The sequence below is a fragment of the Grimontia sp. AD028 genome, from assembly GCF_000973155.1.
GTDB classification, from domain to species: Bacteria; Pseudomonadota; Gammaproteobacteria; order Enterobacterales; family Vibrionaceae; genus Enterovibrio; species Enterovibrio indicus.
The window spans coordinates 1-14,761 of sequence record NZ_LASY01000145.1; the positions used below are offsets into that span (position 1 = coordinate 1).

12 protein-coding genes and 2 tRNA genes are annotated in these 14,761 nt (G+C 50.5%); 12 read left to right on the plus strand and 2 right to left on the minus strand.

The window, feature by feature from the left end; genetic code table 11:
* Positions 1-76 precede the first annotated feature (76 nt).
* From RN22_RS22570 to RN22_RS22580, 3 genes are all read left to right on the plus strand, one after another.
* Positions 77-163 (plus strand) — tRNA-Leu (locus RN22_RS22570).
* Between the two features lie 28 nt (positions 164-191).
* Positions 192-266 (plus strand) — tRNA-Gln (locus RN22_RS22575).
* 145 nt (positions 267-411) lie between these two features.
* Positions 412-1,884 carry a YdiU family protein gene (locus RN22_RS22580; protein ID WP_046307975.1) on the plus strand — a complete coding sequence of 491 codons (1,473 nt, stop codon included), beginning with the start codon at positions 412-414 and terminating at the stop codon, positions 1,882-1,884.
* A gap of 74 nt (positions 1,885-1,958) precedes the next feature.
* Here the strand turns inward: RN22_RS22580 and RN22_RS22585 are convergent, their stop codons facing one another.
* Complete coding sequence (locus RN22_RS22585) at positions 1,959-3,119, minus strand: 2-octaprenyl-3-methyl-6-methoxy-1,4-benzoquinol hydroxylase (protein WP_046307977.1); 1,161 nt, start codon at positions 3,117-3,119, stop codon at positions 1,959-1,961.
* Positions 3,120-3,413: 294 nt separating this feature from the next.
* On the opposite strand from RN22_RS22585, the gene miaB reads away from it, so the two are divergent.
* The 6 genes from miaB (at position 3,414) to RN22_RS22615 (ending at position 9,617) form a co-directional block, all read left to right on the plus strand.
* Positions 3,414-4,838 (plus strand): tRNA (N6-isopentenyl adenosine(37)-C2)-methylthiotransferase MiaB, encoded by a 1,425-nt coding sequence (miaB, locus tag RN22_RS22590; protein ID WP_002542299.1) that lies wholly within the window; start codon positions 3,414-3,416, stop codon positions 4,836-4,838.
* A gap of 102 nt (positions 4,839-4,940) precedes the next feature.
* Entirely contained in the window at positions 4,941-6,017 is a 1,077-nt protein-coding gene (locus RN22_RS22595; protein WP_046307979.1) for a PhoH family protein, read from the plus strand.
* Positions 6,018-6,482: an rRNA maturation RNase YbeY gene (gene ybeY, locus RN22_RS22600; protein WP_002542301.1), complete on the plus strand. Its 465-nt coding sequence runs from the start codon at positions 6,018-6,020 to the stop codon at positions 6,480-6,482.
* A gap of 25 nt (positions 6,483-6,507) precedes the next feature.
* The gene (gene corC, locus RN22_RS22605; RefSeq protein WP_046307981.1) at positions 6,508-7,374 is read left to right on the plus strand and encodes a CNNM family magnesium/cobalt transport protein CorC; all 867 of its coding nucleotides are present in this window, start codon (positions 6,508-6,510) and stop codon (positions 7,372-7,374) included.
* Between the two features lie 7 nt (positions 7,375-7,381).
* Positions 7,382-8,932, plus strand: a complete 1,551-nt coding sequence (gene lnt / locus RN22_RS22610; protein WP_046307983.1) for an apolipoprotein N-acyltransferase — start codon at positions 7,382-7,384, stop codon at positions 8,930-8,932.
* A gap of 97 nt (positions 8,933-9,029) precedes the next feature.
* The gene (locus tag RN22_RS22615) at positions 9,030-9,617 is read left to right on the plus strand and encodes a YSC84-related protein (protein WP_002542304.1); all 588 of its coding nucleotides are present in this window, start codon (positions 9,030-9,032) and stop codon (positions 9,615-9,617) included.
* A 95-nt stretch (positions 9,618-9,712) separates the two neighbouring features.
* Here RN22_RS22615 and RN22_RS22620 read toward each other — a convergent pair whose 3' ends face one another.
* Complete coding sequence (locus RN22_RS22620; RefSeq protein WP_002542305.1) at positions 9,713-10,198, minus strand: zinc ribbon-containing protein; 486 nt, start codon at positions 10,196-10,198, stop codon at positions 9,713-9,715.
* A 107-nt stretch (positions 10,199-10,305) separates the two neighbouring features.
* Between RN22_RS22620 and leuS the strand changes: the two genes are divergently transcribed.
* From leuS to holA, 3 genes are read left to right on the plus strand one after another with little or no spacing between them, the layout of a single operon-like run.
* Entirely contained in the window at positions 10,306-12,879 is a 2,574-nt protein-coding gene (gene leuS / locus RN22_RS22625; protein ID WP_046307986.1) for a leucine--tRNA ligase, read from the plus strand.
* A 15-nt stretch (positions 12,880-12,894) separates the two neighbouring features.
* Positions 12,895-13,569, plus strand: coding sequence for an LPS assembly lipoprotein LptE (gene lptE, locus RN22_RS22630; RefSeq protein WP_046307987.1), 675 nt, complete (start codon positions 12,895-12,897; stop codon positions 13,567-13,569).
* Positions 13,566-14,594, plus strand: coding sequence for a DNA polymerase III subunit delta (gene holA, locus RN22_RS22635; RefSeq protein WP_046307989.1), 1,029 nt, complete (start codon positions 13,566-13,568; stop codon positions 14,592-14,594). The genes lptE and holA overlap by 4 nt, the downstream gene beginning before the upstream one ends.
* Positions 14,595-14,761: the final 167 nt, after the last annotated feature.

Sequence of the window (14,761 nt, forward strand, 5' to 3'; positions counted from 1 at the left end):
AGTCTCTCCCTTCGCACCAATCCCCTTGCTCTAAAAGAGAGTCAGACAAGGCTAAAAACTGACAACAATTCGGTTTGCGATGGTGGCGGAATTGGTAGACGCGCTAGCTTCAGGTGTTAGTGTCCTTACGGACGTGAGAGTTCAAGTCTCTCCCTTCGCACCAAACCTTTGCTGAAAAGCATAAAAACAATTGGGGTATCGCCAAGCGGTAAGGCAGCGGCTTTTGATGCCGCCATTCCCTGGTTCGAATCCAGGTACCCCAGCCATATTTAAAAGCTCGCTTCTAGCGGGCTTTTCTCGTTTTAGACCAAAGATCAACAGCCCCTCGGAAATTCCCCCCAAACCTTACGTGGTTGAAAGCCGCTGCAATCCCTGTACGCTTGAAGTATTCGGAACAAGGAATTAGCAGTCATGGCGTCGTTCGAAAATCCTATCAAGCATCAAGTCTATCTTTCATTACCGGAAGTCATGTATTCCCCCCTCGCGCCGCGCCGCGTGGAGTCGCCTTCTCTTTTAGCCCTTAACAAAGCATTACTTGATGAATATGGCTTGTCGAGCAACTGGTTTGAAGATGCCAAAGGCATTCACTTTCTTGCCGGCAATGGCGACTATGACGGTGAAAGTCCTGTTGCGATGGCTTATGCGGGTCACCAATTTGGGCACTACTCGCCACTGCTTGGGGACGGCCGCGCGCATATGCTGGGTCAACTTCAAAACGCGGATGGTGCATTCATTGATGTGCAACTGAAAGGCTCAGGCAGAACCCCTTACTCGCGAGGTGGCGATGGAAGAGCAACAGTTGGGGCTGTAGTACGCGAATACCTCATCAGTGAAGCCATGGCGGGGCTTGGTATACCAACCACCCGCACCCTTGCGATTCTGGGTACTGGCGAGTCCGTGATGCGCGATTACCAAATGGTACCGGGCGGTATTCAGGTTCGTACAGGTGCCAGTCACATTCGCGTAGGCTCTTTTCAATATGCTTATGCCTCGATGGGTAAAGATGGCGTCCAAGCGCTTGCCGATCACCTTATCGAACATCACTTCGCGGAAGTGGCCAGTCATGAAGATAAATACCCAGCTTTACTTGAAGCCGTTGCCGTTCGGCAAGCACAGCTGATTTCAAAATGGATGCTGGTTGGTTTTATCCATGGCGTCATGAACACTGACAATATGTCTCTGGTTGGCGAAACCATCGACTTTGGCCCTTGTGCCTTTATGGATGAGTTCAAGGCCAAGAAAGTATTCAGCTCAATTGATCGCGACGGTCGATATGCTTGGGATCAGCAAGCCAATATCGGCTACTGGAACCTGTCACGCTTTGCAGAAACTTTGCTGCCGCTGTTTGCTGACGACTCGGATGAGGCGGTGAAGATTGCGGAGGATAAACTCCAGACCTATATCGTCACCTTCCAGGGGTTGTTCCAAAAAGGATTAATGGCCAAGCTCGCGATCACCGCCAATTCAAAAGAGGCTGATGCCTTTGTTAATCAGGCACTGCCAACCCTGGAATCTGAGCGTATCGACTTCACACTGTTCTTTGATGCGCTGACACGTGTTGCCAATGGAGAGGAAGAAACTGAACTGCTTTCCCTGTTCGATAATCAGGAAAAAGGTCAGGTTTGGATGAGTGGATGGAATTCACTTAAAGATGATAGTGAAGCAGCACTAAAGGCTATGCGAGAAGCCAACCCTGCATTAATTGCCCGAAACCATCAGGTGGAAAAAGCGATTGAGGATGCAATGGAAAGGAACGACTTTGCGCTATTCCATCGACTGGCAGAAGCACTGAAAACGCCTTATACCATCAGCGAAGAAAACCGTGATTTACAAACGCCACCAGCACCGGAAGAACGAGTACTAAGAACTTTCTGCGGCACATAACCTTAAGATTCAGCGACATTACTGACGCTGGATAAATGGCGATAGACAAGACAGTTTATCGCCATTCAGGTAATTCAAAGGCCCATAGCGTACTTGAGAACCTGTTGCTTAACCGGCCCACTGTTTTCCGCCAACTTTAAGCCGACATTGCGCAATAGTTTGAGCGGCGCTATTTCGTTGCTGAACCCACCATAGAACACATCCATACCGGTTTGCATGATGAGGTTATCCGGTTTACGTTTGCGCTCGTAAGATGCCAATACGTCTTCATTCAGCCACTCTACACCTGCATCGGCGACCACATCCAGCAAAGCATCCACGTCTTTAAAGCCGAGGTTTACACCCTGCCCTGCCAGCGGATTGATAGTGTGGGCAGCATCTCCCAATATCACTACATTCTTGTTGAAGTAACGCTGGGCATGCCGACGGGTTAATGGAAACGCGCCTTGTTGGATGACTTCAATATCACCCAGCTCTTGCGGGAAGTGCGCAAGAATCTCTTCTCTTAACACCTCTGGCGACATGGCACACAAAGCTTTTATGCGTGATGGACTGTCATACCACACCAATGAGCCTTGATGCCCGGGCAGTGGCAGGAAAGACCTTGGGCCATCCGGCGTGAACCACTGCCAGGTAATATCTTGCTGTGGCAGCTCAGTTTTAACATTCACCAACATACAATGCTGACGGTAATCCCACGCAGTCACACCAATTTTGGCGTAATCACGCACACGGGAATTCGCACCATCTGCACCAACCAGCCAACGGCCATGAAGCAAAGTGCCATCTTCCAATTCAACGACGTGCCCTTCGGAGTCAGCAAACATAGCGACAATATTGCCCGGGCAAACTACTTCCAGGTTCTCTTGCGCCAAGCAAGCATTCCAAAGTGCAAGTTGCAGGATGCGGTTTTCGACGATAAAACCGAGCTCAGTCAAATCCATGCTCTCTGCACTGAAGCGGATACGACACTCAGGGTGCTCCCAGGTTTCCAGACGTCGATATGGGCAAAGACGCATGTCCAGCACGTCATCCCAAACTTTTAAGGATTTGAGCAAAGAGACTGAGGCAGGAGAAATCGCAGACACGCGAAGATCCATCGGCTGCTCAAGAGAAAAGGCTTTTGGCTCGCTTCGCTCAACCATGGCCACACGTTTACCCTGCTTAGCAAGGCCCAATGCCGTGGCAGCACCGACCATGCCACCGCCAACGACGATAATATCGAATTGTTTCATAACACAATCTCTAAAATTCCTGCGCCCATTCTAGCGCCACCTCACTTAAATGCGACTCCTGCAGGCGCTGCTCATCCCTAAATCCACTAAAAAATTTGGGGAGAACGTGATCTGGTCACAGATTGACTAAAGCAGTACAATACGCGGCTTATCAACGGTTGGGGCTATTTTTCGTTGCCTCAAGCCGAACAAAGAACCATGATTTCCGGTTGGGATTTCCGCGGCGAACAGCCAGCGATGATTAAGTGCCTCCCGGCCGGAACACGTAAAACATCAACATGAGCAATGAGTTACATGGCTAAGAAACTGCTGATCAAAACCTGGGGCTGCCAGATGAACGAATACGATTCATCAAAAATGGCGGATCTGCTCAATGCGGCCGGTGGCTACGAGCTGACCGAGGAGCCGGAAGAGGCAGATGTACTGCTTCTGAATACCTGTTCTATCCGTGAAAAGGCTCAGGAAAAAGTGTTCCACCAGCTGGGTCGCTGGAAAAACCTGAAAGATCAGAAGCCAGGTCTGGTGATCGGCGTAGGCGGCTGTGTAGCTACTCAGGAAGGTGATCACATTCGTGAACGCGCACCTTATGTTGACGTTATTTTTGGCCCGCAAACCCTGCACCGTCTGCCTGAGATGATCAAAAAATCTCAGCAGGACGAAGCACCGGTCATGGATATCTCTTTCCCTGAGATTGAGAAATTCGACCGTTTGCCAGAGCCACGTGCAGAAGGCCCAACGGCATTCGTTTCAATCATGGAAGGCTGCTCTAAGTACTGTACCTTCTGCGTAGTGCCTTACACCCGTGGTGAAGAAGTCAGCCGTCCACTGGACGATGTGCTTTACGAAATCGCACAGCTTGCTGAGCAAGGTGTTCGTGAAGTGAACCTGCTGGGTCAGAACGTTAACGCCTATCGTGGTGAAATGCACGACGGCGAAATCTGTTCATTTGCAGAACTGCTGCGTTATGTGGCGGCGATCGACGGTATCGACCGTATTCGCTACACCACCAGCCACCCAATTGAATTTACTGACGATATCATCGAAGTGTACGAAGACACCCCAGAAGTGGTGAGCTTCCTGCACCTGCCAGTTCAGAGCGGTTCAGACCGTATTCTGACCATGATGAAGCGTCCGCATACAGCGATCGAGTACAAATCGAAGATCCGTAAACTGCGTGAAGCGCGTCCAGGCATCGCTATCAGCTCTGACTTCATCGTCGGTTTCCCAGGTGAAACTGATGTTGATTTCGAAGCGACCATGAAGCTTATCCGCGATGTTAACTTCGACATGAGCTTCAGCTTTGTTTACTCACCACGTCCAGGTACGCCTGCTGCAGACATGCCTGATGACACGCCAGAGCAAACCAAGAAAGAGCGTCTGTATGAGCTGCAACAGCAGATCAACGCACAGGCGATGATCTACTCTCGCCAGATGCTGGATTCTGAGCAGCGTATTCTGGTTGAAGGTCCATCGAAGAAGAATCTGATGGAGCTGCGTGGCCGTACTGAAAACAACCGCGTGGTTAACTTCGAAGGTTCTGTCGATTTGATCGGTCAGTTCGTTGATGTAAAAATCACCGAAGTACTGCCAAACTCACTACGCGGTGAGCTGGTTCGTACTGAAAAGGACATGAATCTGCGTGTGGCGGTTTCGCCTGCAGAGATGATGGCAAAAACACGCAAAGAAGATGATCTTGGCGTAGGCGTGTATACTCCGTAAATATACGGAGGCCAATAAAGCCATCCCAAGCCTCGCAGAAGCGAGGGTAATCACCTGTTATCGGCGTCCTATACAGACGCCGATAACCATTGCGAGGAAGCATTGAACAAAGTCATTACTTTAGAAGTATCACTGGAACCAGCTGATAATTCACGCCTGGCCAGCCTCTGCGGCCCTTACGATGACAACATCAAACAGCTCGAACGCCGTTTAGGTGTGGAAATCAATCACCGAAATCATCAATTCTCCGTGGTCGGCCAACCTCACACCGCCACCGCCGCTATCGATATTCTCAAACGACTTTACGTTGAAACCGCACCGGTAAAAGGCAATTTCGTTGACCTCGAGCCAGAGCAGGTACATTTGGCGATCAAAGAAAGTGGTGTGCTGGAGCAAAGCATCGAGTCGTCGATCCCTTACGGCAAAGAGATCAACATCAAAACCAAGAAAGGCGTGATCAAACCGCGTACACCCAATCAGGCACAATATATTGCCAATATGGTGACGCATGACATCACCTTTGGTATTGGTCCTGCCGGTACAGGTAAAACCTACTTAGCGGTTGCCGCAGCGGTCGATGCGCTGGAGCGTCAGGAAATACGCCGTATTTTGCTTACCCGCCCTGCGGTCGAAGCCGGTGAGAAACTGGGCTTCCTGCCAGGCGATCTGAGCCAGAAAGTCGATCCTTACCTGCGCCCACTGTACGATGCCCTGTTTGAAATGCTGGGTTTTGAGCGCGTAGAGAAACTAATTGAGCGCAACGTCATTGAAGTCGCGCCATTGGCATACATGCGTGGCCGTACACTCAATGACGCCTTTATCATTCTTGATGAGAGCCAGAACACCACCGTGGAGCAGATGAAGATGTTCCTGACACGTATCGGTTTTAACAGCCGTGCAGTGATCACCGGTGACGTGACGCAGATTGACCTGCCACGTAATGCAAAATCTGGCCTTCGTCATGCGATAGAAGTGTTAGCAGATGTGAACGAAATCAGCTTTAACTTCTTCCAAGCGGATGATGTGGTTCGTCACCCTGTCGTTGCACGTATCGTGCAGGCCTATGATGCATGGGAAGCGGAAGACGCCCGTGCCCGTAAACAAGCGGAAGAGCGACGTCGCCAGGAACGCGAAGCGGCATTAAATGCTGCGCCGCCTTCAGAAGAGAAGCAACCGTAAATGCAATATTTTGTCGACCTTCAAATTGCGACACAAAGCACTGACAACCTGCCCACTGAACAGCAGTTTCAGCAGTGGTTTGAGCAAGCCGTCAAATCTTTCCAAGAGCAGGCGGAAGTCACTATCCGTCTTGTGGACGAGTTTGAGAGCCAGTCTCTTAACCGCGACTATCGCGGAAAAGACAAGCCGACCAATGTGCTGTCTTTCCCGTTTGAAGCGCCTCCGGGTGTGGAGTTGGATCTGCTGGGCGATCTGATTATCTGTCGTCAAGTCGTCGAAAAAGAAGCGGAAGAACAGAATAAAGACCTACTTGCCCACTGGGCGCACATGGTTGTACACGGCAGTCTCCATCTGCTAGGTTATGACCATATAGACGATGAAGAAGCCGAAGAGATGGAGTCTCTCGAGATTTCTATCATGAACGCACTGGGTTTCGAAAACCCTTATGCGGCGGACTTCATCTAATATCAACGTTGTAAAAATAGAGACAATGAACGAAGACAACTCACAAAGCTCTGAAGGTCCGAGTAGAAAGACCTTCTTCGAACGTTTAGGACAGATCTTTCAGGGTGAGCCTAAAGATCGTCAGGAACTGGTAGATGTATTCCGTGATTCAGAACAGAACGATCTGATCGATCACGATACACGGGATATGCTCGAAGGCGTTATGCAGATTTCTGAAATGCGCATCCGAGACATCATGATTCCGCGTTCGCAGATGGTGACCATCGAGCGCTCACAACCTCTCGAAGAAATCATCACCATCATCAACGACGCCCAGCATTCACGCTACCCGGTGATCAGCGATGATAAAGACCACGTTGAAGGCATCCTGCTGGCAAAAGACTTGCTGCGTTACCTGATGCCGGACAGCGAACCGTTCGACATCGACAAAGTGATCCGCCCAGCCGTGGTTGTGCCGGAAAGCAAACGTGTTGACCGACTGCTGAAAGAATTCCAGGAAGAACGCTACCACATGTCGATTGTTGTCGACGAATTTGGCGGCGTATCTGGCGTGGTAACTATCGAAGATATTCTTGAGGAAATCGTCGGCGACATCGAAGACGAATACGACGACGAAGAAGAGCAGGAAATCCGCCAGCTCAGCAAGCACACCTTCGCGGTGAAGGCGCTGACCACACTGGAAGATTTCAATGAGAAGTTCGGTTCTCAGTTTAGCGATGACGACATCGACACCATCGGTGGCCTTGTGATGACCAGCTTTGGTCACCTGCCAGGACGTGGTGAAGAAGTGGACATTGAGAACTTCCACTTCAAGGTGACGGCAGCTGACAGTCGACGCATCATCCAATTGCAGGTTACTATTCCAGATACTACTGCAGAGGAAACGGCATAAACGTCAAATGCTAAACATCGAAACATTTAAGCGGCCCCAAGTATTCATGCGGATCTTCGGGGCCGCTTTTTCAGGTGCACTCGCCACCCTCGCCTTCGCGCCTTACTCCTTCTGGCCAGCCATGCTGGTCTCCTTGGTGGCACTTCTCCTTCTTATTCATGGGCAATCTCCGAAGCGTGCCGGCTACATCGGATTTTTCTGGGGGCTGGGGCAATTCGGCACCGGCGTCGGCTGGGTTTACGTCGTTATCGAGAAATTCGGGGGGCTGCCTACAGCAATTGGACTGGCCTTGATTGGTCTGTTAGTTGCTTATCTCGCACTGTTCCCTGCGCTTTTTTCCTATATCCTGCGCCGTGTTCAACTGCCGCTGGCACTTTCCTATCTGCTGTTGGCACCATCGCTCTGGCTGGTTGTTGATTGGTTCCGTGGCTGGTTCCTGACGGGTTTCCCATGGCTCTGGCCGGGTTACAGTCAGATTGAGGGGCCATTAGCCTCCTTTGCACCTATGTTTGGTGTACAAGGTATTACGCTCGCACTGCTTATCATTTCAGGCTCAATCGCCATCACGCTGATAAACCGAAAAGCGTCTGCGCTTATTCCGGCATTGGTTGTTGGCGCGGTTGCAACCGGTGCCTCTTTTGTACCCTGGGTTCAGGAAACGGGAGAAAGCGTTGATGTCGCCATGGTCCAAGGTAATGTGCCGCAGGAGCTAAAGTGGCTGCCAAGTCAGCGTTGGCCAACCCTACTGGCGTATCAGGACATGACACGTCAAAACTGGGATGCAGATATCGTCATTTGGCCGGAAGCTGCTATCCCCGCTTTGGAGCGTGATTTACCGGATTTTCTGGCAAGACTCGACGCTGCAGCCATCAATAACGACACGGCTGTCATCACTGGAGTGCTCGACCAAAACCCGGATGGGCAGTTCTACAACAACGTCATCACCTTAGGTAACAATGGCGAAGGCGGTTATACATATCCAGCGACGCAAAGTTATAGCAAACACCATTTGTTGGTCTTTGGTGAGTTTGTGCCTTTCAGCGACTTCCTTCGCCCGCTTGCACCTCTGTTTAATCTACCCATGTCATCGTTCAGTCGAGGTGATTACACCCAATCGAACATTGACGCCAAAGGCTATCAGTTAGCCCCTGCCATTTGCTATGAGATTGCTTTTAGTGATCAGGTTAGGCATAGCCTCACGGAAGAGTCGGATTTCATTCTGACCCTTTCTAATGACACCTGGTTTGGTACCTCAATCGGCCCCCATCAGCATTTAGAAATCGCCCGTATGCGCGCGCTGGAAAATGGCAAACCGGTTCTTCGTGCCACCAATACCGGTTTAACCGCTGCTATTGGTTACAAAGGGGACATCATCGACCAGATCCCGCAGTTCGAAACAGTAGTGCTGAGAACTGATGTGCCGACGACGGCAGGCCAAACACCTTACACCCGCTTCGGAGACTGGCCCCTCTATGCATGGATTGTTTTGTCAGGGTTAGCGCTGGTTCTGTTAACCCGCGGTCAAAAATCAACCGTTAGCACTCAGTCGCAACAATAAGAGCGAACAAGCAACGTAAAATCATGTCTTAACCAGCCAGAGGGATTTATTCCTCTGGCTTTTTTAATGATTGATTTAGTTTGATATGGAGAGTCTTATGCGCGCCTTGGCCAGAATTGCATCTTCCGTTGTTATCTTTTTAGCATCAGTCTTTGCTCCACTTTCCCATGCAGAGCCAGATGCCGAACTCTTTGCTGATACCCGTGCTGCATTGGCGAACTTCCATCGCTTCGAACAGGTAAAACCTTTCTTTGAAAAAGCTTATGGATACGCAGTATTTCCTTCCGTCGGCAAAGGAGGGTTCTGGATTGGCGGTGCTTACGGCAACGGACTGGTCTATCAAGGTAATCAAACGGTTGCTGAAGCTGAGTTGATTCAGGTATCGGTCGGACTGACCTTCGGTGGGCAAGCATTCAGCGAGATACTTTTCTTTGAAGACAAAGAAACCTTCGACAGCTTTATGTCGGGCAGCTTTGAGCTCGGGGCACAAGCGTCGGCAACCGCTTTAACTGAAGGCGCTGCGGCACATGTCGGCACGACAGGCACCTCTGCCAGTGCAGGTAGTGCGCAATCCAAAGCCTATTACATCAATGGCACCGCCATTTTCACCCAAGCCAAAGGCGGCTTGATGATCGAAGCTGCCTTGGCCGGACAAAAATTCAATATCGAGCCGCTGGGGAACTAAGACAAACCGATCCTGGGTCCTAGGTCCTAAAAATTTGAAGGGTACAAGCCAGTGTTCAAGCCTCTTTGCCCATCAGCTCTCAGCGTCAGTGCCGACTATGCAGGAAACGGCTTTCGGCTAAACTGTTTGCTGCCACATTTGATGCAAGGCGTCAGCACATCCACATGGGTGTGCTCGGTCTGGTTACCGCATTTCTCACAAATCAAGATACCGAGCCCCACCACTTCCCCCGCATTGTAGACGCCATGATGCTGAATGTCCTGTAATACCTCACGCCACTCAAGCTGAGTTTTGTCGGTGATCTCCGCAAGTTGTTCCCAAAGTGTATTGGCAATCAGATCGCGAAACAGCGCACCATCATCTTTGTTTTCTTCAGGCTCGTTGTAACGTGCACCAAATTCCTGCACGTCACGTTTGAAATAGGCTTCGATAAGCGCAAGCTCATCTTTGGTCATGTCTGACGCCGCTTTCACGTACTTTTCAGACAAATCCAGCCAACGTTGTAACTCTTCCGGGCTGTGCTTTAGTGCTTCGCTAATCCGTTCGACCAGCACCTTGTACTCCGCTTTTTGCTCTGACATAGGCCACCTCTGCATTCAACTGTTGTTGCGCCTTCTACCTTTAGTTATTCTATGTCGATTATTTTGGTTCATTTTATACCTATCTCACAAATTCCCGGATGTCATCGATGCAAGAACAATACCGTCCACAGGACATCGAGCCTAAAGTTCAGGCCGATTGGGACAACAACAAAACCTTCGTAGTTCAAGAAGACCCAAGCAAAGAAAAGTTTTATTGCCTTTCCATGTTCCCGTACCCAAGCGGTCGACTACACATGGGTCACGTACGTAACTACACCATCGGTGACGTAATTTCCCGCTACCAGCGTCTGCAAGGCAAGAACGTAATGCAACCAATCGGTTGGGATGCGTTCGGTCTGCCGGCAGAAAACGCAGCGGTGAAGAACAAGACTGCACCAGCACCTTGGACTTACGAGAACATTGACTACATGAAGAACCAGCTGAAACTGCTGGGCTTCGGCTACGACTGGGATCGCGAATTCGCGACCTGTACGCCTGAATACTACCGCTGGGAGCAGGAGTTCTTCACCAAACTTTACGAGAAAGGTTTGGTTTACAAAAAGACCTCTTCGGTTAACTGGTGTCCGAACGACCAAACCGTTCTGGCGAACGAGCAGGTTGAAGACGGTTGCTGCTGGCGTTGTGACACACCTGTAGAACAAAAAGAAATCCCACAGTGGTTCATCAAAATCACTGCTTACGCACAAGAGCTTCTGGATGATCTGGAAACTCTGGATGGTTGGCCTGAGCAGGTTAAAACCATGCAGCGTAACTGGATTGGCCGTTCGGAAGGTGTTGAACTGAAATTCCAAGTGGCTGGCGAAAGCGATCTGGAAGTGTACACCACCCGTCCTGATACCCTGATGGGCGTGACTTACGTGGGTATTGCAGCGGGTCACCCTCTGGCGACCAAAGCAGCAGAGAACAACCCTGAGCTGGCTGCATTCATCGAAGAATGTAAAAACACCAAGGTAGCTGAAGCTGAGCTGGCGACCATGGAGAAAAAGGGTATGGATACTGGCCTTAAGGCTATCCACCCTCTGAACGGCCGTGAAGTGCCAATCTTCATCGCGAACTTCGTGCTGATGGATTACGGTACGGGCGCGGTGATGGCAGTACCAGGCCACGACCAACGTGACTTCGAATTCGCAACCAAATACGGCTTGAACATTGAGCCTGTGATTCTGGCAGAAGATGGCAACGCACCAGACATTTCTGAAGCAGCGCACACTGAGAAAGGTGCTCTGTTCAACTCAGGTGAGTTCGACGGCCTGAGCTTCGAGCAAGCGTTCGATGCGATTGCAGCGAAACTGGAATCAGAAGGTAAAGGTCACAAAACTGTTAACTTCCGTCTGCGCGACTGGGGTGTTTCACGTCAACGTTACTGGGGTTCTCCAATCCCAATGGTGACGACCGAAGACGGTGAAGTGCATCCAGTACCAGCTGACCAATTGCCAGTTATCCTACCTGAAGATGTTGTGATGGACGGCGTAACCAGCCCAATCAAAGCAGACAAGAGCTGGGCGGAAACCACCTACAACGGTCAACCTGCACTGCGTGAAACAGATACCTTTGATACCTTTATGGAATCAAGCTGGTACTACGCACGATACTGTTCACCAAAAGCAGACGAAATGCTGGATTCAGAAGCAGCTAACTACTGGCTGCCAGTTGACCAGTACATCGGTGGTATTGAGCACGCGGTAATGCACCTGCTCTACTCTCGCTTCTTCCACAAGCTGCTACGCGATGCAGGCTACGTTAAGTCTGATGAGCCGTTCAAGCGCCTGCTGTGTCAAGGCATGGTGCTGGCTGATGCTTACTACTACAACAACGACAAAGGCGCGAAGGTTTGGGTTTCTCCAACTGAAGCGACCGTTGAACGTGACGAGAAAGGCCGCATTACCACAGCCGTAGATACTGAAGGTAACAACCTTGTTCACTCAGGCATGACCAAAATGTCTAAGTCGAAGAACAACGGTATCGACCCACAAGAGATGGTTGATAAGTACGGTGCAGACACCGTGCGTCTGTTCATGATGTTCGCATCACCAGCAGACATGACCCTTGAGTGGCAAGAGTCTGGCGTTGAAGGTGCGAACCGCTTCCTGAAGCGTGTTTGGAAACTGGTATTCGAGCACACTTCAAAAGGTGAAGTGGCTGCGCTGGATACATCAGCACTGAACGCTGATCAGAAAACACTGCGTCGTGAAGTTCACAAGACTATCGCGAAAGTGGGCGATGATATCGGCCGCCGTCAGACCTTCAACACCGCGATCGCTGCGATCATGGAACTGATGAACCGTCTGACCAAAGCACCTCAAGACACTGATGCTGACCGCGCTATCCTGGATGAAGCAGTGAAAGCGATTGTTGCGATGCTGTACCCAATCACTCCGCACATCAGCACTGAGCTGTGGGCTGCACTGGGTCAAACTGACATCGACAACACGGTATGGCCGGTTGCTGATCAAGACGCCATGGTGGAAGACGAGAAGCTGATCATCGTTCAGGTGAATGGCAAGCTTCGCGCGAAAATCACCGTTGCAGCAGACGCAGCTAAAGAATCAGTAGAATCGATGGCGCTGAACGACGAACACGTTGTGAAGCACACCGAGGGTAAAACCGTACGCAAAGTGATTTACGTACCGGGCAAACTGGTTAACATCGTTGCTAACTAATACAGGGAGTATTCGGTGAAATCGATCTTTCGCTCTCTCCGAACCCTGCTGGTTGTGGTGGCCGCTCTGGCCACCGCTTCTTGCGGATTCCACCTTCGTGGCAGCTACAACCTGCCAGAAGAAATTCAGAAACTGTCAGTCACCAGTTTCGATAGATACGGCAAACTCACCCGTGAAATGAAGACCCAATTACGTCTTCATGACATCGATGTTATCCCGCCGGCCCAAACCATTTCCAACCTGCACCTGAAAGGCGAAAGCTATGGTGAAAGCACCTTGTCGCTTTACCAGAACAGCCGCGTAGCGGAAAAGCAATTTGCTTATACCGTCAGTTACTCAGTGACAGTGCCGGAAAAAGGCAGCTACAACTTCTCGACATCTCTTAGCCGTACCTACCTTGATAACCCATTGACCGCCCTTGCGAAGTCGGTGGAAGAGGAAATGCTGGCGCAGGAAATGCGCGTTGAAGCAACCAAACAGATCATGCGACAGCTTGCCCGTCTGAATGCGCACATCGAAGCCTTTGAGCGCAAAGAGGCAGAAGAAAAAGCACTGCGTGAACTGTATCAAGGTGTGGATGAAGAAAAGTCCTCGATGACTATCGAAACCCGTTTCGATGGCAAAGATGACGAGACCCGTGGTAAGCCTCTGTCGAGCTTCACCACCAGCGGTGAAGAAAACACACAATGAGGATTTACCCAGAACAACTGACACAGCGTCTTAATCAGGGGCTGTGTCAGACCTATCTCATCTTCGGCAACGAGCCGCTGCTGAAAGAAGAATCTAAGCAAAGCATTATTGATGTCGCCCAAAAACAGGGCTTCGATGAGAAGCACCGCTTCGTCATCGATAACCAGCTTAACTGGCAGGATGTTTATGACGTTTGTCAGGCACTGAGCCTGTTCGCCAGCCGACAAATCATCATTCTGGCGTTACCTGAAAACCCGCTGACCACGACTCAAGCCAATGCGCTGAAAGAGCTGCAGCCTATGCTGCATCAGGATTTGGTTTTGATCCTCGATGGTCCTCGCCTGAACAAAAAGCAGGAATCAGCCAAGTGGTTCACCAGTTTCCAGGCAAACGGTTTGTATGTGCCATGTAACACACCTGATGGCCGACAGCTGCCACGATTCATAGAGAATCGCTGTCACGGTCTGGGACTGCATCCTGACCACGAGTCTGTGATGCTGCTGGCGCAATGGCATGAAGGTAATCTTCTGGCACTGTCGCAAAGCCTGATGAAGCTTCAACTGCTCTATCCAGACGGTGAACTGACACTGCCAAGGCTTCAGGATGCCTTATCACGTCACAACCACTACACGCCATTCCAGCTCACCGACGCACTGATTGAAGGCAAAGCCAAACGCGCTGTTCGTATCGTTCGTCAGCTTGAAGCTGAAGGCGTGGAAATCACTATCTTGCTGCGGGTCATCCAGAAAGAGCTGATCCAGCTGTGCAAAATGCAGGAGTACGGCGCGTCTGGCATGGGTCTTAGCAAAATTTTTGACCATTTCCGGGTCTGGCAAACACGCCGCCCTGCGATGACAGCCGCGCTTCACCGTTTGACGTTGCCAACGCTGATGCACCTTCTGCAAAGCCTTGCTGCCATCGAAGTGATGGTGAAAACCGACTTCGACAGCCAACCTTGGCCAGCACTTTCCGCGTTTTGTCTTGAGATGTGTGGTCATCCACTTCCGCTGTCACCTGTCAACTGACTGTCAAACCGCGACACCGCTGTATTTTATTCATCTCAGCCAGTGGTATAATTTTTAGATTCGTCTTAGGGGCTGTTGATCTTTGGTGATGGTTTTTGCAGCAGTTTGTGGGGATTTTATGCAAGGCAGAGGTTTTGATGTGTAGCTAGCCTACATGAGAAGCCGAT

Excerpts from the sequence above, each read along its gene's own strand:
- leuS (WP_046307986.1), top strand. The coding sequence starts at position 10,306 with ATGCAAGAACAATACCGTCCACAGGACATCGAGCCTAAAGTTCAGGCC.
- holA (WP_046307989.1), top strand. The coding sequence starts at position 13,566 with ATGAGGATTTACCCAGAACAACTGACACAGCGTCTTAATCAGGGGCTG.
- RN22_RS22580 (WP_046307975.1), top strand. The coding sequence starts at position 412 with ATGGCGTCGTTCGAAAATCCTATCAAGCATCAAGTCTATCTTTCATTA.
- RN22_RS22620 (WP_002542305.1), bottom strand. The coding sequence starts at position 10,198 with ATGTCAGAGCAAAAAGCGGAGTACAAGGTGCTGGTCGAACGGATTAGC.
- RN22_RS22615 (WP_002542304.1), top strand. The coding sequence starts at position 9,030 with ATGCGCGCCTTGGCCAGAATTGCATCTTCCGTTGTTATCTTTTTAGCA.
- corC (WP_046307981.1), top strand. The coding sequence starts at position 6,508 with ATGAACGAAGACAACTCACAAAGCTCTGAAGGTCCGAGTAGAAAGACC.
- miaB (WP_002542299.1), top strand. The coding sequence starts at position 3,414 with ATGGCTAAGAAACTGCTGATCAAAACCTGGGGCTGCCAGATGAACGAA.
- lnt (WP_046307983.1), top strand. The coding sequence starts at position 7,382 with ATGCTAAACATCGAAACATTTAAGCGGCCCCAAGTATTCATGCGGATC.
- ybeY (WP_002542301.1), top strand. The coding sequence starts at position 6,018 with ATGCAATATTTTGTCGACCTTCAAATTGCGACACAAAGCACTGACAAC.
- RN22_RS22585 (WP_046307977.1), bottom strand. The coding sequence starts at position 3,119 with ATGAAACAATTCGATATTATCGTCGTTGGCGGTGGCATGGTCGGTGCT.